The organism is Streptomyces sp. A012304 (genome assembly GCF_026008495.1).
Taxonomy (GTDB): Bacteria; Actinomycetota; Actinomycetes; order Streptomycetales; family Streptomycetaceae; genus Streptomyces.
Genome location: NZ_BQUN01000203.1, coordinates 43,267 through 65,851, shown reverse-complemented (window position 1 = coordinate 65,851; position 22,585 = coordinate 43,267). Strand labels below are relative to the sequence as shown.

Below are 22,585 nucleotides of genomic sequence, written 5' to 3'. Positions count from 1 at the left end.
GGGCTTCGTGCTGGGTGAGAATAAGAGGGTGCTCCAGCAAATCTTCAGCCCTTCCGTCCAGCACACGCTCGACCTGATCGGCATCTTCGTGTTCGCCATCTCCGGCGCGCTGCTGGCCGTCCGCAAGAACTTCGACGTCTTCGGCATCGCCGTGCTCGCCGAGGTCACCGCACTGGGCGGGGGCATCTTCCGTGATGTGATCATCGGGGCGGTGCCGCCCGCGGCCTTCACGGATCTGGGGTACTTCCTCACCCCGCTGCTGGCCGCCCTGCTCGTCGTCTTCCTCCACCCGCAGGTGGAGCGGATCCAGACGGGGGTGAACGTCTTCGACGCGGCCGGCCTCGGCCTGTTCTGCGTCACGGGCACGACCAAGGCCTACGACCACGGCCTGGGCCTCACCGCCTCGGCCGCCCTGGGCCTGGCCACCGCCGTCGGCGGCGGTGTGCTGCGGGACGTCCTCGCCAACGAGGTGCCCTCACTGCTGCGCTGGGACCGCGACCTGTACGCGGTCCCGGCGATCGTCGGCGCCACGCTGGTGGCGCTGTGCATCCGCTTCGACGCCCTGACCCCGCTGGCCAGCGGGGCGGCCGCGGTCACCGCCTTCGCGCTGCGTCTCCTCGCGATGCGGTTTCACTGGCGAGCGCCGCGCGCGTGGAACCGTCGCTCGACGGTGCGGGAGGAGTAGCGCCCGCGAGCGGCCGCTGGCCGAGCTGGGTGGTCAGCCAGCGGAAGACGGGCACCACCTGGGGTTTCCACAGGGCCATGGTGTGGCCGCCCGCGCCCTTCGGGATGTAGACGACGTGCACGGTGGTCGGCGCCTTCGCCTCCCGCTGGAGGGCGAGCCCGGCCTCGTAGCCGTCGCCGGGCTGGCCGGAGAGGTAGAGGGCCACGGGCGGCGGGGTGGCCGCGCGGCGCAGCAGCAGGTAGGGGTTGTTGGCGCGGCGCAGGGCGGGGTCCTGGGCGGCCAGCGAGTTGCGCTCGATGATCGGGTCGTTGTAGCCGGACAGGCTCACCGCGGCCCGGTAGCGGTCGGGGTGGGCGACGGCCAGCTTGGCCGCGCAGTGCGCCCCGGCCGAGTACCCGGCGACCGCCCAGCCCTTGGGCGCGGGCTGGGCCCGGAAGTTGTCCGTGACCATCTTCGGCACGTCCAGGCTCAGCCAGGAGTCGGCGTTGACGGCGCCCGGGACGTTGGCGCAGCCGGTGTCCACCCCGGGCAGCAGCGTGGTGCGCGGCGCGACCAGGATGAACGGCGCGACCTTGCCCTCCCGCATCAGCGGCAGCAGCTGCTCGTGCACCCGCAGCGTCCCGAACCACGACTTGGCCGAGCCCGGGTAGCCCGGCAGCAGCTCCACCACGGGGAAGGCGTGTTTGCGGTAGGCCGGTTCGTCGTACTGCGGCGGCAGCCAGACGTAGACCTCGGCGTTCACACCGGAGACACGGCCCTTGACCTGGGTGACGCGCACCCCGCCGGCCGCGTGCATGCCCGGCCCCTCGGCCTGGCTGAACGTCTGCCGGACCTTGGGCAGCCGCTCCAGGGCTATCCCGCCGGTGCCGTCGGCGCCCAGGTCGGCGGCCTGCTGCACATGGTTGCCGGTACCGAGGAGGTCGTCCCAGGTGTCGTACAGGTTGTTGGAGTTGTTGACCAGCACGAACACCAGGGCGACGGCGGTGCCCTGGGCGAACAGCAGCATCAGCACCCGGGCCACGGCCCGCGCGATCCGGGGTCCCCGCAGCCGCGACCACAGCAGCAGCGGCAGGGCGAGGGCGACGACGGACAGCGCGATCAAGGTGGAGAGGAACGGAGTCCCGGTGAGGCTCATGTCCCTGGAGAGGGGAAAACGGCCCGCGGGGTTTACGGACGAGTACGGACACTTACCGGGAAATTGCCCGCCCTTCACCCGGGCATTCCTGAGGACGCCCTGAGGAGCCTACAGATGGACCGTGGGCAAAGCTACCGCTTAGTAATTGGCTGTTGTACGGTTCAGCCATGTCAGATGCAGCAGCCATCGCCCCCGCCGCCGTCGGCGACAGCGAGTTCGACCGCGACACCGCGGTCACCCCGCGCGAGCCCGGCGTCTACGACACCGACCTCTCGGCCGGCTGGACGATCTTCGGAGCCGTCAACGGCGGTTACCTCCTGGCCGTCCTGGGCCGCGCGCTGGCGGACACCCTGCCGCACCCCGACCCGTTCACCGTCTCCGCGCACTACCTCAGCGCCTCCCGCCCCGGCCCGGCGGTGATCCGCACCGAGACGGTCCGCACCGGCCGCACCCTCTCCACCGGCCAGGCCTCCCTCCTCCAGTACGACGAGCAGGGCCAGGAGGTCGAACGGATCCGTGTCCTCGCCTCCTACGGCGACCTCGACGCCCTCCCCGACGACGTCCGCACCTCGGCGAAGCCGCCGGCCCTCCCGCCGATCAGCCACTGCCTCGGCCCCGACGACGGCCCCGCCCCCGACGCCGACCAGCAGCCCATCGCCGAGCGGCTGATGCTCAAGCTCGACCCGTCGACCATCGGCTGGGCGCTCGGACAGCCCTCCGGCAAGGGTGAGATGCGGGCCTGGTTCGGCCTGGCCGACGGCCGGCCCGCCGACCCGCTGTCGCTGCTCCTCGCCGTGGACGCCCTGCCGCCCACCGCCTTCGACCTCGGCATCGCCGGCTGGGTCCCCACCGTCGAACTGACCGTCCACGTCCGCTCCCGGCCGGCCCCGGGCCCCGTGCGGGTCGCCCTCACCACCCGCAACCTCGCGGGCGGCTTCCTGGAGGAGGACGCCGAGGTGTGGGACAGCGAGGACCGGCTGGTGGCCCAGTCGCGGCAGTTGGCGCGGGTCCGGCTGGCCTGACGCCCCCGAGGCGTTCACCGGGGCGGGTGGGACGCTGGTGACGTGAAGTCCGACCGTCTGCTGTCGATCCTGCTGCTCCTGCAGACCCACGGCCGCGTCACCGCGCCCGAACTCGCCCAACGCCTCGAAGTGTCCGTACGCACGATCTACCGGGACGTGGAGGCACTCTCCGCCGCCGGCGTCCCGGTCTACGCCGAACGCGGCCGGCACGGCGGCATCGCCCTGCTGCCCGGCTTCCGCACGGACGTCACCGGCCTGACCGCCGACGAGTCGCGCGCCCTGTTCGTACTGGCCGCCGACGGCGCCCACACCGCCCTCGGCCTGGACTCGGCCCTCGGCTCCGCGCTGCGCAAGGTCATGGCCGCGCTGCCCGCCCCGCACCGCCCGGCCGCCGAGGTCGTCAGCCGCCGCGTCCTGGTCGACGCCACCCGCTGGAAGGGCGGGCCGCGCACCGCCGTGGACCTGGACGTGCTGCAGAACGCCGTCTTCGCCGACCGCCGGCTGCGGCTGCGCTACCGGCACAGCGGCGAGCGGGAGCCACGGACGTACACCGTCGACCCGTACGGTCTCGTCGCCAAGGCCGGTGTCTGGTACCTGGTCGCCGACCGCGAGGCGGCACCGCGGCTCTTCCGCGCCGACCGGGTGCGCTCGGCGAAGGTCCTCGACGACCCCGTACGCCGCCGCCCCGGCGTGGAACTCACCACGGTCTGGGAGGAGTTGCGCCGCCGCGTCGAGGAACGCCGCGGCGGCATCGACGTCACCGTCCGCGTCCGCCGCGACCGCCTCGACCTGTTCCTGCGCCTCAACGCCGCCCATCTGGTCGAGGTCCCCGACACCCCCGACGGCGAGTGGGTGACCGCCCGGCTGTCGTACGGCGTCGTCGGCGAGGCCCGTCAACTCCTCGCGTTCTCCGACCGGGTGGAGGTCCTCTCGCCGCCGGAGGTGCGCGAGGAACTGCGCGCGGCGGCCGCCTCTGTCACGGAGCTGTACCAGCGCCCCGCCCCGCCCTCCGAATGAACTCGCAGGTCGGAGCGGTCTCTTGGGGTCCGACAAGGGTGCCGTCCGGGGCCCCTACGCAGGGCCGCCGGGCGGGCTCAGTCCAGCCAGTGGTGGCGGCCGATGCTGATGAGGCGCAGTTGCCGGGTCGCGAGACGGGTGACCCGCTCACGGTCCTCGGCGGAGATCCCGTCGCCCTCCGCGGCCTCCTGTGCCTCCAGGAACAGCGAGGCCGTGATGAGCATCTGGTCGACGAAGAGATGCGACAGCATCATGAGGTCGTCGTCGCTCCAGCCCTCCGACTCGGGGTCCTTGGCCAGCTCGGCCCTCACCTCCTCGGCGAACCGGACCAGTTGCTGCCGTATCGCCTCCCGGACCGGCTGGACCCCGCCATGTCGCTCCCGGGCGATAAAACGGACATGTGCGGGGTACGCGTCCACATGACGGGCGATCAGTTCGACGGCGCGCGTGATGCGCTCCTCGCTCGACTCGGCGTCCGTCACGGTGTTGCCGATCATCGAGTGCAGGCTGCCCAGCGCCTCCTCGACCAGGGCGACGCCGAGGTCCGCGGTGGAGCGGAAGTGCCGGTAGAAGGCGGTCGGGGCGACCCCGACGGCGCGGGTGACCTCGCGCAGCCCCAGGCTGCTCAGGCTCTGCTCCTCCAACAGTCCCAAGGCCGCGTCCAGGAGCGCCTGCCGGGTCTTCTGCTTCTGGGCCTGCCGGATGCCGAGAGTGTGACTCATGTCATCCAGTTAACAACTGTTCTCCGTAAATGCAAACCCGTGGGACGCGCTAGACTCGTGAGTCAGTGAACAACTGTAACCACAACTGTTCACCGAAATTTTACGGAGGGGGATTCCATCCCATGCTGTTCCTCGTCGCCGCACTCCTGCTGCTCGGCGTCGTCCTGGGCACCGTGGCCCACGCGCCCTTCAGCTTCAGCCTCGTCGCCGCGCTCGTGATCGCCACCTGGCTGGGCGTCTTCGCCCTGCGTGAGCGTCACGCCCGCCGTCGGCACACCTCGACCCACTGACCGTCAGGAGCTGACCGACCATGCACCTCACCGCACCGGCCTCACAGCGCACCGGTATCCGCGACACCGACGGCATGGCCGTCGCGTCCTTCGTCCTCGGCCTCGTCGGCCTCCTCGTCCTCAACGTCTTCCTCGGCCCGATCGCCATCGTGCTGGCCTCCCTGGCCCTCTGGCGCGGCACCGCCCGCCGAGGCCGGGCCTGGCTCGGCCTCACCCTCGGCATCGCCGACCTGGTCGTCCTGATCGCCTTCATGCAGGCGGACTCGACGATCTCGTGGAGTTTCTGAGGGCGGAGGCGAGGACGGCCGTCTGCCCCTCCCGCCGTGAGCAGTCGTTCCGCCGGGGCGGAACGGGTGGGCGCAGCCGACAGCGCCGGGCGCGCCGCCGCCGGCCTCGGGTGCGGCCCCGGGTCTGACGGCACCCCCCCGGGCGACCTGCACACCGGGCCCGTCATCTGGGCCCCGTAGAATCGCCTCACCATGGCTTACCTCGACCACGCCGCGACCACCCCGATGCTCCCGGAGGCGGCAGAGGCACTGACCGCCCACCTGAGCATCACCGGCAATGCCTCCTCCCTCCACGCATCCGGCCGCCAGGCCCGTCGCACGGTCGAGGAAGCACGCGAGACCCTCGCGGAAGCGCTCGGCGCCCGCCCCAGCGAGGTCGTCTTCACCTCCGGCGGCACCGAGGCCGACAACCTCGCCGTCAAGGGCCTGTACTGGTCCCGTCGCGACGCCGACCCGGCCCGCACCCGGGTCCTCGCCAGCCCCGTCGAGCACCACGCGGTCCTCGACGCCGTGCACTGGCTGGGCGAGCACGAGGGCGCGACCGTCGAGTACCTCCCGGTCGACTCCCACGGCCGCGTCCACCCCGACGCCCTGCGCGAGGCCATCGCCCGCGACCCCGACGACGTCGCCCTCGCCACCGTGATGTGGGCGAACAACGAGATCGGCACGCTCATGCCGGTCCGTGAACTGGCCGACGCCGCCGCCGAGTTCGGTGTCCCGCTGCACGCCGACGCGGTCCAGGCCTTCGGTCAGGTCCCGGTCGACTTCGCCGCCTCCGGCCTCGCCGCGATGACCGTCTCCGGCCACAAGATCGGCGGCCCCTACGGCATCGGCGCCCTCCTCCTGGGCCGCGAGTACACGCCCGTACCCGTCCTGCACGGCGGCGGCCAGGAGCGGCACGTCCGCTCCGGCACCCTCGACGTCCCCGCGATCGCCTCCTTCGCCGTCGCCGGACGCCTCGCCGCCGAACAGCGCGAGTGGTTCGCCCGCGAGATCGGGGCCCTGCGCGACGCGCTCGTCGCCGCGGTCCGCACGGCGGTCCCGGACGCGATCCTCGGCGGCGACCCGGCACCCGGGGGCCGTCTCCCCGCCAACGCCCACTTCACCTTCCCCGGCTGCGAGGGCGACTCCCTGCTCCTCCTCCTGGACGCCCAGGGCATCGAGTGCTCCACCGGCTCCGCCTGCACCGCCGGAGTCGCCCAGCCCAGCCATGTCCTGCTCGCCACCGGCACCGACCCCGACCTGGCCCGCGGCACGCTCCGCTTCTCCCTGGGCCACACCTCCACCGAGGCCGACGTCGAGGCGGTCGCCAAGGCCATCGGCCCGGTGGTGGAACGCGCCCGCGCGGCGGGACTGACCTGACGGGACGGCCGTAAGGGCGTCGGAAGGGCGTCGGAAGGGCGTCGGAAGGGCGTCTGCGGGCGTCACAAAAGGGGCGGCGTCGGAGGGCGTCGGGAAAGGGGCCTTTACGCCGCCGTGGTGAGGGCCTCCCGCACCAGCCGCATGTACCGGTCCCAGTCCCAGTGCTCCCCGGGGTCGGTGTGGTCCGTCCCCGGCACCTCCACATGCCCGATGATGTGCTCGCGGTCGACGGGTATGCCGTACCGCCGGCATATCCCGGCGGCCAGCCGGGCGGAGGCCGTGTACATCGCGTCCGTGAAGTCCTCGGGCCGGTCCACGAAGCCCTCGTGCTCGATACCGACGCTCCGCTCGTTGTACGAGCGGTTGCCTGCGTGGTACGCCACGTCCAGCTCGCGGATCATCTGCGCGATCCGCCCGTTCTTCCCGACGATGTAGTGGGCCGCCGCTCGGTGCTTCGGGTCCTGGAAGACCTTCACCGCGCTCGCGAAGTCGCCCTGGGTGACATGGACGACGATCATGTCGATCCCGTAGTCGTCCGGCCGGTCCGCCCACCGGAAGTTCCCGTCCGACGCCGCCACCCACTGCGCGCCCCGGAAGTCGACCGCCCCCTCCACCCGAGGCCGCTCCATGCCCGGCAGCCGCCACCACAGCCGCGCCAGCTCATCGCGCGCCAGCGCCAGTGAACCCACGGCCGCCGCCGCGCCGCCGATCAGCAGCGCACGCCGCCCGATCCGCCGGTCCGCGTCCTTCTTCCTGACCCCCATGGCCCGTCCTTCCTCGCCCCTCGAGATCCACAACGGATACGCGCGGGCCCCGGTTCCCCGCGCCCCGTACCCTGGAAGGGTTATGACTGAGACCTCGCAGCGCCCCCGCCCCCTCCGCGTACTCGCCGCCATGTCCGGCGGGGTCGACTCCGCCGTCGCCGCGGCCCGTGCCGCGGAAGCCGGCCATGACGTCACCGGCGTCCACCTCGCGCTCTCCGCCAACCCGCAGTCGTTCCGCACGGGCGCGCGGGGCTGTTGCACCATCGAGGACTCCCGCGACGCCCGCCGCGCCGCCGACGTCATCGGCATCCCCTTCTACGTCTGGGACCTCGCCGACCGCTTCCGCGAGGACGTCGTCGAGGACTTCGTCGCCGAGTACGAGGCCGGCCGCACCCCCAACCCGTGCCTGCGCTGCAACGAGAAGATCAAGTTCGCCGCCCTCCTCGACAAGGCGCTCGCACTGGGCTTCGACGCGGTCTGCACCGGCCACTACGCGAAGATCGTGACGCTCCCCGACGGCTCCCGTGAGCTGCACCGCGCCTCCGACATGGCCAAGGACCAGTCGTACGTCCTGGGCGTCCTGGACGACCGGCAGCTCGCCCACGCCCTCTTCCCGCTCGGCGACACGGTCACCACGAAGGACGAGATCCGCGCCGAGGCCGAGCGCAGGGGCCTGGCGGTGGCCAAGAAGCCCGACTCCCACGACATCTGCTTCATCGCCGACGGCGACACCCAGGGCTTCCTGGCGCAGCGGCTGGGCAAGGCGGAGGGCGACATCGTCGACGAGGCCGGCAACAAGCTCGGCACGCACGAGGGCGCGTACGGCTTCACCATCGGCCAGCGCAAGGGCCTGCGCATCGGCACCCCCGCCGCCGACGGCAAGCCGCGCTACGTCCTCGACATCTCGCCGGTGGACAACACGGTGACGGTCGGCCCCGCCGCCGCCCTGGACGTGACCGGGCTGACCGCCGTCAAGCCCCGCTGGTGCGGAGCCGCCCCCACCGGCCCCGGCACCTACACCGCCCAACTCCGTGCCCACGGCGGCGAGACCGAGGTCACCGCCGAACTCGTCGACGGCCGCCTGGAGGTCGCCTTCACCGCCCCGGTCCGGGGTGTGGCCCCCGGCCAGGCGATCGTCCTGTACGACGGCACGCGCGTGGTGGGCTCGGCGACGATCGCCTCGACCACCCGCGCGACGACCGCCGTGGCCTGAGAACCACCCCCGGCCGCGGCGAGGTCGCCGGCTGTCGAGGGCGGGTCTTCAGGCGCCGAAGAACTCGGCCAGCACCGGCGCCAGCACGTTCGGGTCCACCATGTGCGTCTGGTCCTCCAGCTCCCGGTAGGTGCCCCGGGGCACGGCCCGCGCGACCTCCTGGACGGCCCGGCGCAGCCAGGCCGGGCTCGCCGCCCCCGCGACCGCCAGCACCGGCGCACCGGTCGACGCGAGCCGCTCCCGGGGCACGAGGCCGTCGCCCATGACGGCGTCGTCGTAGGCGAGGGTCGGGGCGATCTCCTCCATGGCGGCCCACATCGGTGACTGGCGGGCGCTGCGGATCATCTCCTCGGCCAGGCCCGTCAGCCGCAGGAACAGCTCGACCGCCTCCCCGCGCCTGCCCTGGGAGAGCGCCTCGGTCAGCCGCGCGGTGTACGTGGCGCGTTCCTCCGCGCCGCCCTCGGAGAAGTCCGCGAACGGCGTCTCGTACACCGCCACCCGGCTCACCGGCAGTCCGGCGGCCGCCGCGCGCAGGGCCAGCGCGCCGCCCGAGGAGATGCCGTACAGCGCCGCCTCGCCGCCCGCCGCGTCGATCAGCGCGGCCAGGTCCTCCAGCTCGCGTTCCACCGCGTAGGGCGCCGTGTCGTCGCTCTCGCCGCGGCCCCGGCGGTCGTACCACAGGGCGGTGAAGTCGTGCGCGAGGAGCCCGGCGAGGGGCGCCACGGTGCCGCCCGTCGACATCGCGCCGCTCACCAGGATGACCGCCGGGCCCTGCCCGGCACGCGCGTACGCGAGGGCGGTGCCGTCGCGGGAAAGGGTCTTCTTGTCCATGCCTGTCCAGACTGCCGCACGGCACGGACGTCATCGGCCTACGACACTTCCACTTCGTAGAAGCAGAGGTGGTCCTTGATCTCCCTGACGTCCGGCTTCGGATCGGGGTACGCCCACACCAGGTCGGGCGCCTCCGGCAGCGACCAGTAGGAGGCGGTGCCCTTGAACGGGCAGTACGTACGGGTGTCGGAGGGCGTCAGCAGGTCCAGCCGTACGTCCTCGGCGGGGAGGTAGTACCGCACCGGACAGCCGGTCTCGCGCAGGACCAGGGGGCGGTCGCTCTCGGCCAGCACCCGGCCGTCGTGGACGACCCTGACGTGCCGCCCGCCCCGCTCGATGGTGATGGTGTGTCCATGGGCCATACCGCAGAAAGCGCTCGCGGGGCCCCGGTTCTTCCCGCGTACGGTGACCCCATGCGTATCTGTGTCTTCCTCTCCGCCGCCGATCTCGACGACCGTTACACGCGCCCCGCGCGCGAGTTCGCCGAACTGCTCGGCAAGGGCGGCCACACGCTCGTGTGGGGCGGATCCGACGTGGGCCTGATGAAGGTGGTCGCCGACGGGGTGCAGGAGGCCGGCGGCCGGCTGGCCGGCGTCTCGGTGGAGTTCCTGGCGGCGAAGGCCCGTCCGGGCGTGGACGAGATGGTGATCGCGAGGGACCTGGCCGAACGCAAGAAGCTGCTCCTGGAGAAGGCCGACGCGGTGGTCGTCATGGTCGGCGGGACCGGCACCCTCGACGAGGCCACCGAGATCCTGGAGCTGAAGAAGCACGGCCACACCGACAAACCCGTCGTCCTGCTGAACACCGCCGGCTTCTACGACGGTCTCGAACAGCAGTTCCGGCGCATGGAGGACGAGGGGTTCCTGCCGCGGCCCCTGACCGACCTGGTCTTCTTCGCGGAGGAGCCGGTCGGGGCGCTGGCCTACCTGGAGGCTGCGACGTCAGCGGCCGCCGCCGACCGGGGCGTCGCCTGACCCGCCGGTGATGCGAGCATGGCGGGCATGGCTACTCATGTGATCACCGGTGCGGGCTCCGGCATCGGCGCGGCCGTCGCCCGCCGTCTCCACGCGCGCGGGGACGACCTCGTGCTCCACGCGCGCGACGCGGGACGCGCTAAGGAGCTGGCGGCGGAGTTCCCCGGCGCGAAGACGCTCGTCGGGGACCTGGCCGACCCTGACAGGCTGTCCTGGGCCTTCTCCCACCAGACGCTCCCCGACCGCGTCGACTCCCTGCTGCACATCGCCGGGGTCGTCGACCTCGGCGCGGTCGGCGACCTGACCCCCAAGTCCTGGCGGCACCAGCTCAACGTCAACCTGATCGCGCCCGCCGAGCTGACCCGCCACTTCCTGCCCCAGCTGCGCGCGAGCCGTGGACACGTGGTGTTCGTCAACTCCGGCGCCGGCCTGAACGCCCACGCCGACTGGTCCGCCTACGCCGCCTCCAAGCACGGACTGAAGGCTCTGGCGGACTCGTTGCGCCACGAGGAACACTCCAACGGCGTCCGCGTCACCTCCGTCTACCCCGGCCGCACGGCGAGCCCCATGCAGGCCAAGGTCCACCAGCAGGAGGGCAAGGAGTACGACCCCGCCCGGTGGATCGACCCCGAGTCGGTGGCGACGACGATCCTGATGGCGCTGGACCTGCCGAGGGACGCGGAGGTCAACGATCTCACGGTACGGCCGGGCGGATGACACCGTCCCGGTCCGGTGTGCGGGGCCGCGGCACACGGGCGGGGGCGGGGCCTACGTAGGCTTCACCCGTGAACGACAATCGCTTCGGCCCCGCCACCGGCATCGGCTCCCTGCCCGGCGGCGACGCCAGAGAGGCCGCCAAGACCGCCACCGGATCCTTCGAGGACTTCCCGTTCCTCCCCGAGCTGCCCGCCCGCGGCCCCGGCGCCGACATGATCGGCCGCACGGCGGGTCTGCTGGTGGAGCTGTACGCGCGCGTGGAGCCCAGCGGCTGGCGGATCGGTGACCGTCCCGGCCGCGACACCCGGCGGGCGCGGTCGTGGCTGGGGGAGGACCTCGACGCGCTGGAGGAGTTCACGCAGGGGCACGAGGGACAGCTCAAGATCCAGGCGGTCGGGCCCTGGACCCTGGCGTCCGCCCTCGAGCTGAAGAACGGCGAGGCCGCCCTCTCCGACCCCGGCGCCTGCCGCGACCTGGCCGCCTCCCTCGCGGAGGGCCTGCGACTGCACCTCGCGGAGGTGCGGCGCCGGGTCCCGGGCGCCCAGCTCGTGCTCCAGCTCGACGAACCCTCCCTCACGGCCGTGCTGCGCGGCCGGGTGCGCACCGCCAGCGGCTACCGCACCCACCGAGCCGTCGATCGCCAGGTCGTGGAGGCGATCCTGCGGGAGGTCGTCGGGGTGCACGGCGGCGGCCCGGTCGTGGTCCACTCGTGCGCGCCGGACGTCCCGTTCGCGCTGCTGCGCCGGGCCGGAGCGGCCGCCGTCTCCTTCGACTTCTCGCTCCTCACCGAGCGTGACGACGAGGTGATCGGCGAGGCCGTGGAAGGGGGTACCCGGCTGTTCGCCGGTGTGGTGCCGGGCGTGGACGGCCCGTTGTCAGACCCTGCCGGTAGCGTCATGGGTGTCAGGACGCTGTGGCGCAGGCTGGGGCTGTCACCGGGGCTTCTCGCGGAAGCGGTCACGGTCACTCCGGCGTGCGGCCTCGCGGGGGCCTCCCCCGCGTACGCGCGGCAGGCGCTCGCTCACTGCGTCCGGGCGGCGAGATCCCTCGCGGACAACCCAGAGTAACGGGAGGACAACACGGTGGCCGGCGACAAGCAAGCGGAGACGACGGTGCCCACGCAGGCACGGGAGCAGCACGCGCAGCTCGCTGAGCAGATCGAGGAGCACCGCTTCCGGTACTACGTCAAGGACGCTCCCGTCATCAGCGACGCGGAGTTCGACCGCCTCCTGCGCTCCCTGGAGGCGCTGGAGGAGCAGTACCCCGAGCTGCGCACGCCCGACTCGCCGACCCAGAAGGTCGCGGGCGCGTACGCGACGGAGTTCACGGCCGTCCAGCACCGCGAGCGCATGCTCTCGCTGGACAACGCCTTCGACGACCTGGAGCTGGCCGCCTGGGCCGAGCGTGTCCACAAGGACGTCGGTGCCTCCCCTTACCACTTCCTGTGCGAGCTGAAGGTCGACGGCCTCGCCGTCAACCTCACCTATGAGAACGGCCGGCTCACGCGCGCGGCGACCCGCGGCGACGGCCGCACCGGCGAGGACATCACGCCCAACGTGCGCACGATCGCGGAGATCCCCGACCGCCTCGCGGGCGACGGCGTGCCCACGCTCGTGGAGATCCGCGGCGAGGTCTACTTCCCGATGGAGAAGTTCGAGGAGCTCAACGCCCGTCTGGTCGAGGCCGGCGACAAGCCCTTCGCCAACCCGCGCAACGCGGCGGCCGGTTCGCTGCGCCAGAAGGACCCGCGCGTCACCGCGACCCGCCCCCTGCACATGGTGGTCCACGGCATCGGCGCCCTGGAGGGCTACGAGGGCCTCAGCCGTCTCTCCGAGGCCTACGACCTCCTCAAACACTGGGGCCTGCCCACCTCCTTGCACAACAAGGTGGTCGACGACCTCGACGGCGTACGGCGGTTCATCGCGCACTACGGCGAGAACCGCCACTCCGTGGAGCACGAGATCGACGGGGTGGTCGTCAAGCTCGACGAGATCCGGCTCCAGGGCCGCCTCGGCTCGACGGCGCGCGCGCCGCGCTGGGCGATCGCGTACAAGTACGCGCCGGAGGAGGTCAACACCAAACTCGTCAACATCCGCGTGGGCGTGGGCCGCACGGGCCGTGTCACGCCGTACGCCCAGGTCGAGCCGGTGACGGTGGCCGGCTCCGAGGTGGAGTTCGCCACCCTGCACAACCAGGACGTCGTCAAGGCCAAGGGCGTCCTCATCGGCGACACGGTGGTGCTGCGCAAGGCCGGTGACGTCATTCCGGAGATCCTGGGCCCGGTCGTCGACCTGCGGGACGGCACCGAGCGGGAGTTCGTGATGCCGTCGGAGTGCCCCGAGTGCGGTACGGCGCTCCGGCCGATGAAGGAGGGCGACGTCGACCTGCGCTGCCCCAACGCCCGCACCTGCCCCGCCCAGTTGCGCGAGCGGCTCTTCTACCTGGCCGGTCGCAAGGCGCTGGACATCGAGCACTTCGGGTATGTCGCCGCCGCCGCCCTCACCAAGCCGCTGGAGCCCGCCGACCCGCCGCTCACCGACGAGGGCGACCTGTTCGACCTCACCGTCGAGCAGTTGCTGCCCATCAAGGCGTACGTCCTGGACCAGGACAGCGGTCTGCCCAAGCGGGATCCGAAGACCGGCGAGGAGAAGATCGTCACGGTCTTCGCCAACCAGCAGGGCGAGCCGAAGAAGAACGCGCTGGCCATGCTGGAGAACATCGCGGCCGCCAAGCAGCGCCCGCTCGCCCGGATCCTCACCGGCCTGTCCATCCGGCACGTGGGACCGGTGGCCGCCGAGGCGCTCGCGCGCGAGTTCCGCTCCATCGACCGCATCCGGCAGGCGAGCGAGGAGGAGCTGGCGAACACCGAGGGCGTCGGTCCCACCATCGCCGCCTCCCTCAAGGAGTGGTTCGCTGAGGCGTGGCACCAGGAGATCCTGCGCAAGTGGAAGGAAGCCGGCGTCCGTATGGAGGAGGAGAGCTCCGGCGAGGACGAGGGTCCGCGTCCGCTCGAAGGCCTCACCGTCGTCGTCACCGGCACGCTGGAGCACTTCACCCGCGACGGCGCCAAGGACGCCCTCCAGAGCCGCGGAGCGAAGGTGACCGGATCGGTTTCGAAGAAGACGTCATTCGTCGTTGTGGGTGACAGTCCCGGATCGAAATACGACAAGGCGATGCAGCTCAAGGTGCCCGTCCTGGACGAGGACGGCTTCACGGTCCTGCTGGAACAGGGCCCGAAGGCCGCCGCGGAAGCCGCGCTTCCGGCAGCGGAGTAGCGGGCGACAGCGGTTGAAGGCCACCCGATCGGCGCATATCAGATGCATACGGGTGGCCGGGGCGCATTCGGGCAACCGTCGTCGACCGCTGCCCGTGGAAGCCTTCTGCGGCCTACTGTTGAGATGTGCGCCTGCCGTGCCCAGCTGCGGTCGGGGCATCCCCGCGCTCGTGACGGGCACGGGGAAGGGTCTTCCAACGCGGCGCCGCCCAAGGGCTGTCGGGCACCGGGCCGCGTGGCGTGGGCACCGCCGGCTGTGAGAGGGACGGGAATGGAACCGACCGAGAGCGCCGCCCCCGACTCAGGGCTGCGCCGGCGCCGGGTCACCGGCGCCTGGTGGGGCAGCCGCTGGGTGGTGTGGGCGGAACGGCCCCCGGGCGCGGAAGCGCGCCCCGGCGCCCCGCACACCGCGCGCACCTCGGTGGAGCCGCGCGCGCCCGCCCTGCTCCCCGTCCCCGTCGCCCACGGGCTGCCCGGCGGTGAACCCGACCGGCACCTGTCCTGGCCCGCGCTGCCCGCGGCGGTCGTCGCGGCGGCCGGGTTCGCCCTCGGCGCCGGCTTCTACCGCGCCTTCACCGGCAACCACGCGCTCTTCCCGTCCGGCACCGTCGGCTGGTCGCTGGCCCTGCTGACCGGTGTCGTCGTAGGCCATCTGGTCCTGCTCGGCCGGGCCCGCTGGTGGGGCGGCACCGGCTCCGGCGCCGCCCTCACCCTCGCCGTCCTGCTCCTGTACGGCTGGGTGCCGGCCGGCCTGGTCAGCCTCACCGTCGTCGTGCTGGTCGGCATAGCCCGCCGCCACCGCTGGCGGCAGGGCGCCCTGCACGGCGCGGTGGACGTCCTCGGCATCGGCGCCGGGGCGCTGCTGCTGGCGGCCGGCGGGCGGGTGCCGTCCGTCGAGAACCCCTGGACGCCCGACACCTGGACGGTCTACACCGCGCCCCAGGTGGTGCTGGTCGCCGTCGCCTACCTCTCGGTCACCCGCGTGCTGCTCTGGTATCTGCACGCGCCACGCTCCGGCGGCCTGCCCACCGTCGCCCGCACCGCGGTGGTCAGGCAGGGCCTGGTCGCCGTCGCCCTGCTCGGCATAGCCCCGCTGGTGTGCGTGGTGGCCGTGGCCAAGCCGATCATGCTGCCGCTGTTCGCCATCCCGCTGATCGCCCTCGACTCCACGCTGTGGATGGCCCGCGCCCGCGCGGAGGAGCAACTGCGCGATCCGCTCACCGGGCTCCCCAACCGCCAGTGGCTCGGCGAGCGCATCTGGACCGCCCTGGACGACGCCGAGCGCATCGGCGCCCGGGCCGCACTCATGCTGATCGACCTCGACCGTTTTCGCTCGGTCAATGACACGCTCGGTCATCTCGCCGGTGACCGGCTGCTGCTCCAGATAGCCGACCGGCTGCGACTGGCCCTGCCGCGCGGGGCGGAGGTGGCCCGGCTCGGCGGTGACGAGTTCGCCGTCTTACTTCCCGTCGCCGACTCCACGACCTCCGCGACCCGGGTCGCCCGCGGTCTGGTCTCCGCCCTCAGTTCGCCGCTCGACCTGGACGGGCTCACCCTCGTGCTGGAGGCCAGCGCCGGCGTCGCCGTCTTCCCCGACCACGCGCTCGACGCGGAGGGGCTGCTGCGCCGGGCGGACGTGGCGATGTACCAGGCCAAACGGGACCGTACGGGCGTCGAGGTCTACGAGTCCAAGCGGGACTCCAACACCCCCGACCGGCTCGGGCTGCTGGGCGACCTGCGGCGCGCGCTCGACGCGCACGAGGTCCAGCTGCACTACCAGCCCAAGGTCCGCTTCGACGGCCAGGTCGCCGGCCTTGAGGCCCTTGTGCGGTGGGTGCACCCGGAGCGCGGCAAGGTCCCGCCGGACGAGTTCATAGCGATCGCCGAGTCGTCCGGGCTGATGCCGCACCTCACGGAGTACGTGCTGGAGACAGCGCTCGGGCAGGTCGCCAAGTGGCGCGCCCAGGGGCTGTTCGTACCGGTCGCGGTGAACGTCTCCCCGCGCGATGTGCACACCCCCGGCTTCGCCGGCTCGGTCGCCGCGCGGCTGGCTCGGCACGGGGTCCCGGCGGGAGCGCTCCAGCTGGAGATAACGGAACACGTCCTGCTGGAGGATCCGCAGCGCGCCGCCGACACCCTGAACGGGCTGACCGGACACGGTGTGAAGATGTCCCTCGACGACTTCGGCACCGGCTACTCCTCCCTCGTCCATCTGCGCCGCCTGCCGGTGAGCGAGCTGAAGATCGACCGTTCCTTCGTGGCCCGGCTGGCGGTGGACGCCGAGGACGCGGAGATCGTGCGCTGCACGGTCGACCTCGCCCACTCCCTCGGCCTCCTCGTCGTCGCCGAGGGCGTGGAGGACGACGAGACCTGGGAGCGGCTGCGCGACCTCGGCTGTGACGCCGTACAGGGCTGGCTGGTCGCGGCGGCGATGCCGCCCGAGGAGACGACGGCGTGGCTGCGGGCCCGGGGCTCTCGCGGCTGGCAGCGCCCGGCGGCGGCCCTGCCCGCGGCGGCGGCCGACGAATAGCCGCTGGGGGGCGCCGCCCCGGGCCGGTGGGGGGCGGGCCAGGGTCTGCTCCTGGCGGCCGCGATGCGGGGGCGCCGCCCCCGGCCGGTGGAGGCGGGTCCGGATCGGCTCCGGGCGGTCGCGAAGCGATGCGGGGGCGCCGCCCCGGGCTGGTGGAGGGGCGGGTTCGGATCGGCTCCCGCGGCCGCGATGCGGGCGATCAGCGGCTCCGGCCGTGCTCGTGGGCCCACTCCGGCAGGCGGCCGCCGCGTGTCGGCGTGACCAGCCGTGCGGGTCGGCCCAGTGCGTCTCCGTCAGGGGCCTCCGCCGCCGGCTACGGCGTGCCGGGCAAGGCGGACGGGGGCGCCGCCCACCTCACGGTCGAGGGCCTCGGGGACGCCGCCTTCGGCGTCCTCGGCCTCGCCCTGCTCGTCTTCGTCGCGAGCCCGGGCCGAGGCCTGGTTCATGCGCGCCGCTCGTCGCCACCGCGATCGTGCCGCGCCACGGCGGTACCGGAGCCGTGGCCTTCGGGATCCACTTCGCCACCGCGATCGTGCCGCGCCACGGCGGTACTGGAGCCGTGGCCTTCGGGATCCACTTCGCCACCGCGATCGTTGTCCTGATCGGCGCCGGACCGTCCTTCGCCGCCCAGCCCGTCCCGTCAGCCCGTCCCGCACCGAACCCCAGGGGGATGCACATGTCGCTGTTCGTGCCGAAGTTCGACGACTCCGTGGTCGTCCGTGACGCCGACGCGGAGGTCGTCGGCGGCGACCCCGTCGCCGTCAAGCTGCTCGCGGACAGCAGCGCGTCCGGCGGCGCGCTGTCCACCGTCCGCGTCACCCTCGGCGAGGGCGCCGACGGCGCCCGCCCGCACCTGCACCGCAACTCCGCCGAGATGTTCTTCCTGCTCGACGGCGAGGCCCAGGTCCTGTCCGGCGACGACATCGTCACCGCCGAACCCGGCGACCTGGTCGTGGTCCCGCCGGGCAAGCCGCACGCCTTCGCCGCCGCCCCCGGCAGCACCGCCGACCTCCTCATCGTCATCACCCCGGGCGTCGAGCGGTTCGAGTACTTCCGCCACCTCCAGCGCATCCGCCTCGGCGAGGTGGGACCGGAGAGCATCCTCGAGGTGCAGGAGCTCTACGACAACCACTTCCTGCGCAGCGAGGCGTGGGAGGGGCGGCGCTGACGCCGGGCCGCGGCGAACCGTTTCACGGGCACCTGTCCCCGCCCCCTAGGATTGGGCCCAAACCACACACACTCACCCCAGAGGAACGCTGCATGCCTGGCATCACGCGCGAGGAGGTCGCCCACCTCGCCCGGCTGGCGCGTCTGGAGCTGAAGCCCGAAGAGCTCGACCACTTCGCGGGACAGCTGGACGACATCATCGGCGCGGTCGCCCGCGTCAGCGAGGTCGCCGACCAAGACGTACCGCCGACCTCGCACCCGCTCCCGCTGACGAACGTCATGCGGGCGGACGAGGTCCGTCCGTCGCTCACCCCCGAGCAGGCGCTCTCCGGCGCCCCTGCCCAGGAGCAGCAGCGTTTCAAGGTGCCGCAGATCCTGGGGGAGGACTGATCCCATGACGGACATCATCAAGCTCACCGCCGCCGAGATCGCCGCGAAGATCGCCTCCGGCGAGCTCACGGCCGTCGAGGTCACCGAGGCCCATCTGGCCCGCATCGAGGCCGTCGACGAGAAGGTGCACGCCTTCCTCCACGTCGACCGCGAGGGCGCCCTGGCCCAGGCCCGTGCCGTCGACGCCAAGCGCGAGCGCGGCGAGAAGCTCGGTCCGCTGGCCGGGGTCCCCCTGGCGCTCAAGGACATCTTCACCACCGAGGGCATGCCCACGACCGTCGGCTCCAAGATCCTCGAGGGCTGGATCCCGCCGTACGACGCGACGCTCACCAAGAAGCTGAAGGCCGCCGACGTCGTCATCCTCGGCAAGACCAACATGGACGAGTTCGCCATGGGGTCCTCCACCGAGAACAGCGCCTTCGGGCCCACCGGCAACCCCTGGGACCTCACCCGCATCCCCGGCGGCTCCGGCGGCGGTTCCTCCGCCGCCCTCGCCTCCTTCCAGGCCCCCCTCGCCATCGGCACCGACACCGGCGGCTCCATCCGCCAGCCGGCCGCGGTCACCGGCACGGTCGGCGTGAAGCCGACGTACGGCGCGGTCTCCCGCTACGGCATGGTGGCCTTCTCCTCCTCCCTCGACCAGGGCGGCCCCTGCGCCCGTACGGTCCTGGACGCCGCCCTGCTGCACGAGGTCATCGCCGGGCACGACCCGCTCGACTCCACCTCCATCGACGCCCCGGTCCCGCCGGTCGTCGAGGCCGCCCGCAACGGCAGCGTCGCCGGGATGCGCGTCGGTGTCGTCAAGCAGTTCCGCGGCGACGGCTACCAGGCGGGCGTGCTCCAGCGCTTCGACGAGTCGGTCGCGCTGCTGAAGGAGCTGGGCGCCGAGATCGTCGAGCTGGACTGCCCGTCCTTCGACCTGGCGCTGTCGGCGTACTACCTGATCGCGCCGAGCGAGTGCTCCTCCAACCTCGCCCGCTTCGACGGCCTGCGCTACGGCCTGCGTTCCGGCGACGACGGCACGAACTCCGCCGAGGCGGTCACCTCCCTCACCCGTGAGGCGGGCTTCGGTCCCGAGGTCAAGCGCCGCATCATGCTCGGCACCTACGCCCTGTCGAGCGGCTACTACGACGCCTACTACGGCTCCGCCCAGAAGGTCCGCACGCTCATCACGCGCGACTTCGAGAAGGCCTTCGAGCAGGTGGACGTGATCGTGTCGCCCACGACGCCCACCACCGCCTTCCCGATCGGCGAGCGCGCCGACGACCCGATGGCGATGTACCTGGCCGACCTGTGCACCATCCCGACCAACCTGGCGGGCAACGCGGCCATGTCGCTGCCCTGCGGTCTCGCCCCGGAGGACAACCTCCCGGTCGGCCTCCAGATCATCGCCCCGGCGCTGAAGGACGAGCGGCTCTACAAGGTCGGCGCCGCCGTCGAGGCCGCCTTCGTGGAAAAGTGGGGTCACCCGCTTCTCGAGGAGGCTCCGTCGCTGTGAGCGCACTGTCCAAGGCCAAAGGCTTCAAGAAGTCCAAGTCCGGTCTGTACGTGTCGATGGCCACTTCGGCGTTCGGCGTGATCGGCGTGGTCAAGCAGATCAAGAAGGCCCGGACCGACAACGACACGCTGCGGCTGCTCGACGCCGTCGTGACCGGCGCGGCTGTCGTCACCAACCTGGCCATTCTCTACCGCGAGTTGAAGCGGCTGGGCGACGACGACGTCCTGCTGGGCTGAGAGGGAAGTTTCACCGTGACCACCACGACCGACCTGGTGTCGTACGAGGACGCGCTGGCGTCGTACGACCCCGTCATGGGCCTTGAGGTCCATGTCGAACTCGGCACCAAGACCAAGATGTTCTGCGGCTGTTCGACGGCGCTGGGCGCCGAGCCGAACACCCAGACCTGCCCCGTCTGCCTCGGCCTGCCCGGCGCGCTCCCGGTCGTCAACGCGACCGGCGTCGAGTCCGCGATCAAGATCGGTCTCGCGCTGAACTGCGAGATCGCCGAGTGGTGCCGCTTCGCCCGGAAGAACTACTTCTATCCGGACATGCCGAAGAACTTCCAGACCTCCCAGTACGACGAGCCGATCGCCTTCGACGGCTACCTCGACGTGCAGCTGGAGGACGGCGAGGTCTTCCGCGTGGAGATCGAGCGCGCCCACATGGAGGAGGACACCGGCAAGTCGACGCACGTCGGCGGCGCGACCGGCCGTATCCACGGCGCCTCGCACTCGCTCCTGGACTACAACCGGGCCGGCATCCCGCTCATCGAGATCGTCACCAAGCCGATCGTCGGCGCGGGCGAGCGCGCTCCCGAGGTGGCGAAGGCGTACGTCCGTGAGCTGCGCGAGCTGATCCGCGCGCTCGGTGTCTCCGAGGCCCGTATGGAGATGGGCCAGATGCGCTGCGACGTGAACCTGTCGCTGATGCCGAAGGGCGCCGACAAGTTCGGCACGCGCTCCGAGACGAAGAACGTGAACTCGCTGCGGTCCGTGGAGCGCGCGGCCCGCTTCGAGATCCAGCGGCACGCGGCGGTGCTGTCGTCCGGCGGCACGATCGTGCAGGAGACCCGGCACTTCCACGAGGACACGGGCTCGACGACCTCGGGCCGGGTGAAGGAGGAGGCCGAGGACTACCGGTACTTCCCCGAGCCGGACCTCGTTCCGGTCGCGCCCTCGCGCGAGTGGGTCGAGGAGATCCGCGCCGCGCTGCCCGAGCCGCCGCTGGCCCGCCGCACCCGCCTCCTCGCGGAGTGGGGTGTCTCGGCCACCGACATGCAGGCGATCCTCAACGCCGGCGCGCTGGAGCCGATCGTCGCCACGATCGACGCCGGTGCCGACGCGGCCTCGGCCCGCAAGTGGTGGATGGGCGAACTGGCCCGCAGTGCCAACGAGTCGGGCAAGGCCCTCGACGAGCTGGCGATCACCCCCGAGCAGGTGGCCCGGGTGGCCCAGCTGGTCGCCTCCGGCGACCTGAACGACAAGCTGGCCCGCCAGGTCATCGAGGGCGTCCTCGCGGGCGAGGGCACCCCGGACGAGGTCGTCGACAAGCGCGGGCTGAAGGTCGTCTCCGACGACTCGGCACTGGGCACGGCCGTCGACGAGGCCATCGCCGGCAACCCGGCCATCGCCGACAAGATCCGCGGCGGCAAGGTGGCCGCGGCGGGCGCCCTGGTCGGCGCGGTCATGAAGGCGACCCGGGGTCAGGCCGACGCGGCGCGCGTCAAGGAGCTGATCCTGCAGAAGCTGGGCGTCAGCGAAGGCTGAGCCCGGTTGCGCACAGACCCCGGGGTGATGCACCGGACCTGGTGCATCACCCCGGTCGTCTGTCAGACACGGCGTCCCACGAGCCGTACGTAGCCCAGCGTGCGGCCCTCGTCGAGCCGCAGCATCTCGGCGCACCAGCGGCAGGTCTCCGCGTGCACCGGGTCGTCGCTCTCCTCCGCCACCACCTCGCACCACAGCAGCCAGTCCCGCCAGCCGTCGGGCTGCCAGTCGGCCACCTCCACCTCGACGGCTCCGCTGCGTGTCCAGTGGCGCCGCCACCAGTCGGCGGAGTGGAACGCCCAGAAGCCGGCATCCCGCTCCCAGTACGCCCTGAGGTGCTCCGGCGGCTCGACGCCGTCGAGCTCCGCCCGCAGCGCCGGTACGACGACGCCGATCCGCCCGCCGGGCCTGAGCAGCCGGGTCAGCGTGGCCAGGTAGAGGTCGTCGGTGCCGAAGTAGTGGTACGCGTCGATGCTCACGATCGCGTCGAAGCCGCCCTCGGCGAACGGCAGGTCGTGCGCCTCGGCCCGCAGGGGCAGCACCCGGTCGGACACCTGGGCCTCGGCGGCGCGCCGCGCGTTGTCGTCCGGCTCGATCCACAGATCGACGGCGGTGACCTGGGCGCCGTACTCCTTGGCGAGGAATATCGAGGTCATCGCCCGGCCGCAGCCCAGGTCGAGGACGCTCGCGCCGGAGCGCAGGGTGTCCATGCCGAGGGCGGGGGCCAGCCACTCCAATAACCACAGCGGGTTCGGGCCCATGTGGTTCTCGATCATCCAGCGGGCGTCGTAGCCGTTGCTGCGCGGGTAGTGGGCGAGGGTCAGCCGCTGGGTGAGGTCTTCGTTCGAGGCCGTCTTCGAGGTGATGTCCTGCATCGGTGACACGCTCCTCAGACAGAAGGGCAAAGGAAGAGTAAAGTCGAACACTCAAATAATGCACAT

Annotated in this window: 24 protein-coding genes; 17 read left to right on the top strand and 7 right to left on the bottom strand. The window is 72.2% G+C overall.

Features of this window, described 5'->3' with window-relative positions; all coding sequences use genetic code 11:
* Positions 1 to 28: 28 nt before the first annotated feature.
* The gene (locus ALMP_RS41660; protein WP_264937240.1) at positions 29 to 685 is read left to right on the top strand and encodes a trimeric intracellular cation channel family protein; all 657 of its coding nucleotides are present in this window, start codon (positions 29 to 31) and stop codon (positions 683 to 685) included.
* Here the strand turns inward: ALMP_RS41660 and ALMP_RS41655 are convergent.
* A complete protein-coding gene (locus ALMP_RS41655; protein ID WP_264937239.1) occupies positions 594 to 1,820 on the bottom strand; it encodes an esterase family protein in 1,227 nt (408 codons plus the stop codon). The two genes, ALMP_RS41660 and ALMP_RS41655, sit on opposite strands and share 92 nt — an antisense overlap.
* A gap of 167 nt (positions 1,821 to 1,987) precedes the next feature.
* On the opposite strand from ALMP_RS41655, the gene ALMP_RS41650 reads away from it, so the two are divergent.
* Both ALMP_RS41650 and ALMP_RS41645 read left to right on the top strand, forming a co-directional pair.
* Positions 1,988 to 2,842, top strand: coding sequence for a thioesterase family protein (locus tag ALMP_RS41650; protein ID WP_264937238.1), 855 nt, complete (start codon positions 1,988 to 1,990; stop codon positions 2,840 to 2,842).
* A gap of 42 nt (positions 2,843 to 2,884) precedes the next feature.
* Entirely contained in the window at positions 2,885 to 3,859 is a 975-nt protein-coding gene (locus tag ALMP_RS41645) for a YafY family protein (protein ID WP_264937237.1), read from the top strand.
* Positions 3,860 to 3,936: 77 nt separating this feature from the next.
* Here ALMP_RS41645 and ALMP_RS41640 read toward each other — a convergent pair whose 3' ends face one another.
* Positions 3,937 to 4,581, bottom strand: coding sequence for a TetR family transcriptional regulator (locus ALMP_RS41640; protein WP_264937236.1), 645 nt, complete (start codon positions 4,579 to 4,581; stop codon positions 3,937 to 3,939).
* Positions 4,582 to 4,703: 122 nt separating this feature from the next.
* Here ALMP_RS41640 and ALMP_RS41635 point away from each other — a divergent pair, with 122 nt between their 5' ends.
* The 3 genes from ALMP_RS41635 (at position 4,704) to ALMP_RS41625 (ending at position 6,520) form a co-directional block, all read left to right on the top strand.
* Positions 4,704 to 4,871, top strand: a complete 168-nt coding sequence (locus ALMP_RS41635) for a hypothetical protein (RefSeq protein WP_264937235.1) — start codon at positions 4,704 to 4,706, stop codon at positions 4,869 to 4,871.
* A gap of 20 nt (positions 4,872 to 4,891) precedes the next feature.
* Positions 4,892 to 5,158 (top strand): DUF4190 domain-containing protein, encoded by a 267-nt coding sequence (locus ALMP_RS41630; protein WP_264937234.1) that lies wholly within the window; start codon positions 4,892 to 4,894, stop codon positions 5,156 to 5,158.
* A gap of 192 nt (positions 5,159 to 5,350) precedes the next feature.
* Positions 5,351 to 6,520: a cysteine desulfurase family protein gene (locus ALMP_RS41625; RefSeq protein ID WP_264937233.1), complete on the top strand. Its 1,170-nt coding sequence runs from the start codon at positions 5,351 to 5,353 to the stop codon at positions 6,518 to 6,520.
* Positions 6,521 to 6,624: 104 nt separating this feature from the next.
* Here the strand turns inward: ALMP_RS41625 and ALMP_RS41620 are convergent, their stop codons facing one another.
* Positions 6,625 to 7,284 (bottom strand): N-acetylmuramoyl-L-alanine amidase, encoded by a 660-nt coding sequence (locus ALMP_RS41620; RefSeq protein ID WP_264937232.1) that lies wholly within the window; start codon positions 7,282 to 7,284, stop codon positions 6,625 to 6,627.
* 82 nt (positions 7,285 to 7,366) lie between these two features.
* Between ALMP_RS41620 and mnmA the strand changes: the two genes are divergently transcribed.
* Complete coding sequence (gene mnmA, locus ALMP_RS41615; RefSeq protein ID WP_264937231.1) at positions 7,367 to 8,497, top strand: tRNA 2-thiouridine(34) synthase MnmA; 1,131 nt, start codon at positions 7,367 to 7,369, stop codon at positions 8,495 to 8,497.
* Positions 8,498 to 8,545: 48 nt separating this feature from the next.
* Here mnmA and ALMP_RS41610 read toward each other — a convergent pair whose 3' ends face one another.
* Together ALMP_RS41610 and ALMP_RS41605 are read right to left on the bottom strand one after the other, a co-directional pair.
* Entirely contained in the window at positions 8,546 to 9,328 is a 783-nt protein-coding gene (locus ALMP_RS41610) for an alpha/beta fold hydrolase (RefSeq protein WP_264937230.1), read from the bottom strand.
* Between the two features lie 38 nt (positions 9,329 to 9,366).
* Complete coding sequence (locus ALMP_RS41605) at positions 9,367 to 9,690, bottom strand: DUF427 domain-containing protein (protein WP_264937229.1); 324 nt, start codon at positions 9,688 to 9,690, stop codon at positions 9,367 to 9,369.
* Positions 9,691 to 9,741: 51 nt separating this feature from the next.
* Here ALMP_RS41605 and ALMP_RS41600 point away from each other — a divergent pair, with 51 nt between their 5' ends.
* The 5 genes from ALMP_RS41600 to ALMP_RS41580 all read left to right on the top strand — a co-directional run bounded on the left by ALMP_RS41600 (position 9,742) and on the right by ALMP_RS41580 (position 16,823).
* A complete protein-coding gene (locus ALMP_RS41600; RefSeq protein ID WP_264937228.1) occupies positions 9,742 to 10,302 on the top strand; it encodes a TIGR00730 family Rossman fold protein in 561 nt (186 codons plus the stop codon).
* 27 nt (positions 10,303 to 10,329) lie between these two features.
* Positions 10,330 to 11,019 (top strand): SDR family oxidoreductase, encoded by a 690-nt coding sequence (locus ALMP_RS41595; RefSeq protein WP_264937227.1) that lies wholly within the window; start codon positions 10,330 to 10,332, stop codon positions 11,017 to 11,019.
* A 68-nt stretch (positions 11,020 to 11,087) separates the two neighbouring features.
* Complete coding sequence (locus ALMP_RS41590) at positions 11,088 to 12,086, top strand: methionine synthase (RefSeq protein ID WP_264937226.1); 999 nt, start codon at positions 11,088 to 11,090, stop codon at positions 12,084 to 12,086.
* Between the two features lie 15 nt (positions 12,087 to 12,101).
* On the top strand, positions 12,102 to 14,294 hold the full coding sequence (gene ligA / locus ALMP_RS41585) for an NAD-dependent DNA ligase LigA (protein ID WP_264937225.1): 2,193 nt from the start codon (positions 12,102 to 12,104) through the stop codon (positions 14,292 to 14,294).
* Positions 14,295 to 14,564: 270 nt separating this feature from the next.
* Entirely contained in the window at positions 14,565 to 16,823 is a 2,259-nt protein-coding gene (locus ALMP_RS41580; protein WP_264937224.1) for a bifunctional diguanylate cyclase/phosphodiesterase, read from the top strand.
* 293 nt (positions 16,824 to 17,116) lie between these two features.
* Here the strand turns inward: ALMP_RS41580 and ALMP_RS41575 are convergent, their stop codons facing one another.
* A complete protein-coding gene (locus ALMP_RS41575; protein ID WP_264937223.1) occupies positions 17,117 to 17,269 on the bottom strand; it encodes a hypothetical protein in 153 nt (50 codons plus the stop codon).
* A gap of 230 nt (positions 17,270 to 17,499) precedes the next feature.
* Here ALMP_RS41575 and ALMP_RS41570 point away from each other — a divergent pair, with 230 nt between their 5' ends.
* The 5 genes from ALMP_RS41570 (at position 17,500) to gatB (ending at position 21,644) form a co-directional block, all read left to right on the top strand.
* Positions 17,500 to 17,991, top strand: a complete 492-nt coding sequence (locus ALMP_RS41570) for a cupin domain-containing protein (protein ID WP_264937270.1) — start codon at positions 17,500 to 17,502, stop codon at positions 17,989 to 17,991.
* Between the two features lie 92 nt (positions 17,992 to 18,083).
* Entirely contained in the window at positions 18,084 to 18,380 is a 297-nt protein-coding gene (gene gatC / locus ALMP_RS41565; RefSeq protein ID WP_018531282.1) for an Asp-tRNA(Asn)/Glu-tRNA(Gln) amidotransferase subunit GatC, read from the top strand.
* A gap of 4 nt (positions 18,381 to 18,384) precedes the next feature.
* Positions 18,385 to 19,878, top strand: a complete 1,494-nt coding sequence (gene gatA / locus ALMP_RS41560; RefSeq protein WP_264937222.1) for an Asp-tRNA(Asn)/Glu-tRNA(Gln) amidotransferase subunit GatA — start codon at positions 18,385 to 18,387, stop codon at positions 19,876 to 19,878.
* Complete coding sequence (locus ALMP_RS41555) at positions 19,875 to 20,114, top strand: hypothetical protein (RefSeq protein WP_264937221.1); 240 nt, start codon at positions 19,875 to 19,877, stop codon at positions 20,112 to 20,114. Before gatA ends, ALMP_RS41555 begins: the two co-directional genes overlap by 4 nt.
* A 15-nt stretch (positions 20,115 to 20,129) precedes the next feature.
* Complete coding sequence (gatB, locus tag ALMP_RS41550; RefSeq protein ID WP_264937220.1) at positions 20,130 to 21,644, top strand: Asp-tRNA(Asn)/Glu-tRNA(Gln) amidotransferase subunit GatB; 1,515 nt, start codon at positions 20,130 to 20,132, stop codon at positions 21,642 to 21,644.
* A 62-nt stretch (positions 21,645 to 21,706) separates the two neighbouring features.
* On the opposite strand, the gene ALMP_RS41545 is transcribed toward gatB, so the two are convergent.
* Complete coding sequence (locus tag ALMP_RS41545) at positions 21,707 to 22,519, bottom strand: cyclopropane-fatty-acyl-phospholipid synthase family protein (RefSeq protein ID WP_264937219.1); 813 nt, start codon at positions 22,517 to 22,519, stop codon at positions 21,707 to 21,709.
* Positions 22,520 to 22,585: the final 66 nt, after the last annotated feature.